We start from the raw sequence: 3,407 nt of genomic DNA, 5'->3' as shown, positions 1-3,407 counted from the left end.
CGGTTATCCGGCTAATCTTGGTGCGGTTTCTGCTGTTGAAGGTGGGTCTTCAGTCAGGTTTTGCTTTTCGTAGGCGGCGGATTTCTTCTTCGTGACGGCGCACGGTGGTGGCGATGGTGTCCAGTGCGGTGCGTAGGTGGGCGATCTCGGTGCTCAGTCCGGAGAGGGTGTGGGCTTCCTTGCCGCGGGTGCGGTGTTCTTCGATGATTGTGCGCAGGTCGGGGTTGCGGTAGAGGGTGGCGCGGCCGAGTCCGGTGCGTGCTGCGACATCATCGAAGGTGACTTGGTGTCCGTCGAGAATGATTGCTGCGCAGGCGTCTTCGACATCTTGGCGGCGTTGTTGGGGGGTCATTCGGTTTGCGCCTGGCTGAGGTGGGCGTCGAGGCGTGCGATGAGTCGGCGGTGGCGTTCGGCTTCACCGGTCCAGCCGCGGGCTTCGGCGTCACGGGCCAGGGTTTCGGAGTCGGCACGCTGAGCGGCCAGCACAGGCAGGTAGCCGGTGTCGGTGCGGAAGTTGGGGCAGTGTTCACAGATGTTGGCGTAGGCGCACGGGCCCTGGACCTGGGCGCGGATGCAGAAGCCGCCGGCCAGGCGGGCTTTGATTGCGGGAGCCTCTTTCCAGTCGCCGTCAACGATCGGCAGCGAAAGCCGTCCCTGGGATGCCTCGATGGGCAGGGTTCCGAGGTGGGCCTTGGCGGCAGTCAGGGCTCGCTCGTATTCGGTGCGCACGGTCGAGTCGAACAGCCGTCCGTAGCGCAGACTCATCTCGGCCGAGACATGGCCGAGCAGGGCCATCAGGCTCTGCAGGGAGACACCGGCGTTGACCAGTGCGGTGGCGTAGGTGTGGCGCAGTTGGTGCGGGGTGATGTGCGGTAGGCCGGCGTCGGTGGTGACGCGGGTCAAGACGTCGCGGAGGTGATCGACCGTTAGGCGTCGGCCGTGGTGGGTGAACAGGTAGTCGGTGGGTCGATCAGTGCGCGGGTGCGGCAACGGTCGCCCGGGTGAGCGGTGGGTCACGATGCGGTCGATCAGTGCGACGGTTTCCTCATCGAGGGGCACCATGCGTTCGGTGTTCAGCTTGCCCAGCGGAACTTTCAGCCACGCGCCTTGGCCGGGGATCTCGTGGACGCTGTCGAGTTCGAGGTCGACGAGCTCACCGATACGCAATCCGGTGGCTCGTTGCAGCAGCAGCGCATCGGCGGGCAGCCGCTCGGGCCAGGCTTGCAGCGCGTGGGTCAGACGCCGATCCAGGTCCGGGGTGAGATAGCGGGGCAAGGCGCGGGGCAGCTTGGGGATGTCGGAGCGAAACACCAGCCGCCGCTGCGGTGCTTCCGGCCAGCCCCATTCGGCGATGTCGTTGAGCAGGCAGTGCACCGCCAGGACCCGTCCGCGGCGCTCGGAGGCCTGGATTGGTGCACCGGTGCGCGAGTTGGTCGCCTCGGCGGTCGCGGTCAGGTAGGTCTCGATGTGGCGGCGGCGGTCCAGCTCAGCCAGGCTCGGTAGCGCTGGATCGACCGCGGCCAGATGTGCGGCGAAGTGGTTGAGTCGGGTCGCGGTGCCGGTGACCGTGCTGCGGGAGTGGGTGGCGGTCAACCGATCGAGGTAGGCCACAAACGATCCCTGCAGCGCCGGGCTGGCATCGCGCATCCGTTGGGCGAAACTCTGCCGCAACAGGCTGGTCGCATTGACCGGCTGTTCGGTGAACACACCGAGGTGAAACATGACCTGCCGGGCGGTGTGCGTGGCGCTGCTGTAATGACGACTGGCTTTGCCTGCACCGTGGCGGGCCGCGCTGGCGGTCAGTAGGTCGTCGAAATCGTTGTCGGTCAACGCGTCCAACCGCCGGCCGGTCTGGATGAGCAGCCTGCCGATCACCTGGGATGCCGACGCGCTGCGGGTGCGTTCGGTGAAGCCGAGTTCCTGCGCGGCGCCCAGGAACCGCGCCAGGTCGTCAGCCAACGGCCCCGTCGGCAGATGCCGCCAGAACACGGCCAGCTTGCGGCGGATCAGGTAGTCATAGCCGGGCCGCAGATGCCCGGCCAACATCAGAAACGTGACGAACGAGCGGGTGGGATGAGAAATCGTCAACCTTGCCTCGAGCGGCTCGCCGGCCCAGGCCTGCGGATCGGGCCAGCGTCGCAGGAACGTTCGTGCCGCCGAGCCAAGGTTCACACTGATCAAACCCAGCCGAGTGCAATAGTCGCCGTATTCGGTGAGCAGGTCGGCTTCAGGAACGGGTGCGTAGGCGAGTGCGGGCAGCATCGAACTCCTTCCGCAGAAACGTTGGGGCCAAATGGATGTAGGCGGCAGCGGAATCAACATGGTCATGGCCCATCAGTGCTTGGATCACCGACAGATCGACTCCGGCCTCGGCCAATGCGGTGCCAAACGAATGCCGCAACGCGTGGGGATGGCCTGCCGCAACGCCGGAACGCTCGCGGTGATACCGGAACACCGTGCGCAGCCCCGCAGGGGTCAAGGGCTGACCGCGATGGGCACCTTTGGCGACGACGAACAACGCTTCCGCGTCAGTTTCGGGGCGCTCGGCCAGCAGATAGGTTTGGATCGCACCGGCCACGTCGGTATCGATGGGCACCGAGCGTTCCTTACCGCCCTTGCCGAACACCCGAACCCAGCGACGCGCGATATCGACATCACTGACCCGCAGACCGAGCACCTCCGCCGACCGCAGACCCGACAGCAACATCAATCCGCCGATCGCACGGTCCCGCCAGCTGCGGAAACTGCCCAGCAGCGCCGCTGACTCCTCCCGCGTCAACCCCCGAGGCAACCGGCGCGGCTCGCGGACCCGCAACTGCGAACGCGCCTTCGGCTTCGCCGTATGCGCCAACAAGCCGGAACGCTCTTTGCCCGAACGCAATCGAGCCGCGCGGCCGCTGCTGACCGGGCTTCGTGCCTGCGGGTCACGCATCTCCCGGAACGCGAACAGGCTCGAAATCGCCGCCAGTCGCCGATTGATCGTTGCCGGCGCATACCCCTGATTGCGGCCATCACGGATCGAATAGACGTTGCCGCCAGGTCGGCCCGGCAACCTCGCCTCCCGGCAGGCCGTCAGAAACCGAAGCAGCACATCGACATCCACGTCCGCCAGAGCCACCTGCTCGCCATGCAGCCATCGCGCGAACGCCAGCAGGTCATAGGCGTAGGCCCGGCACGTCCGCGGGGAAAAGTTCCGGTCAGCCAGATACCCCAGGAATTCGTTGACCAACCCGAACTCGCCTGCAGCCGTCCCGCACAACTGCCACAGGCCGTCGTCGCCGGCAGCCGCGCACAGCTCCTTAACCATGAGATGTACATATCCCATCTCGCACTACCGCCGTCAAGGAACCGCAGGAAAACGGCGTGTCGAGGACAGACGGATCTTCCGATTAGCCGGTTAAGAGAGG

General features: G+C 66.0%; 3 protein-coding genes. All 3 read right to left on the bottom strand.

Annotated features, from left to right (window positions below; genetic code table 11):
* Window positions 1-49: 49 nt before the first annotated feature.
* The 3 genes from ORI27_RS32680 to ORI27_RS32670 are packed head-to-tail and all read right to left on the bottom strand — an operon-like array spanning window position 50 to window position 3,307.
* On the bottom strand, window positions 50-352 hold the full coding sequence (locus ORI27_RS32680; RefSeq protein ID WP_266001398.1) for a DUF6262 family protein: 303 nt from the start codon (window positions 350-352) through the stop codon (window positions 50-52).
* Complete coding sequence (locus ORI27_RS32675) at window positions 349-2,262, bottom strand: tyrosine-type recombinase/integrase (RefSeq protein ID WP_266001397.1); 1,914 nt, start codon at window positions 2,260-2,262, stop codon at window positions 349-351. Before ORI27_RS32675 ends, ORI27_RS32680 begins: the two co-directional genes overlap by 4 nt.
* On the bottom strand, window positions 2,228-3,307 hold the full coding sequence (locus ORI27_RS32670; protein ID WP_266001396.1) for a tyrosine-type recombinase/integrase: 1,080 nt from the start codon (window positions 3,305-3,307) through the stop codon (window positions 2,228-2,230). Before ORI27_RS32670 ends, ORI27_RS32675 begins: the two co-directional genes overlap by 35 nt.
* Between the last annotated feature and the right edge of the window lie 100 nt (window positions 3,308-3,407).

Source organism: Mycobacterium pinniadriaticum (assembly GCF_026242045.1).
Classification (GTDB): Bacteria; Actinomycetota; Actinomycetes; order Mycobacteriales; family Mycobacteriaceae; genus Mycobacterium; species Mycobacterium pinniadriaticum.
Note: the sequence above shows the minus strand (reverse complement) of the source record. Positions and strands in the feature narration are given on the sequence as shown.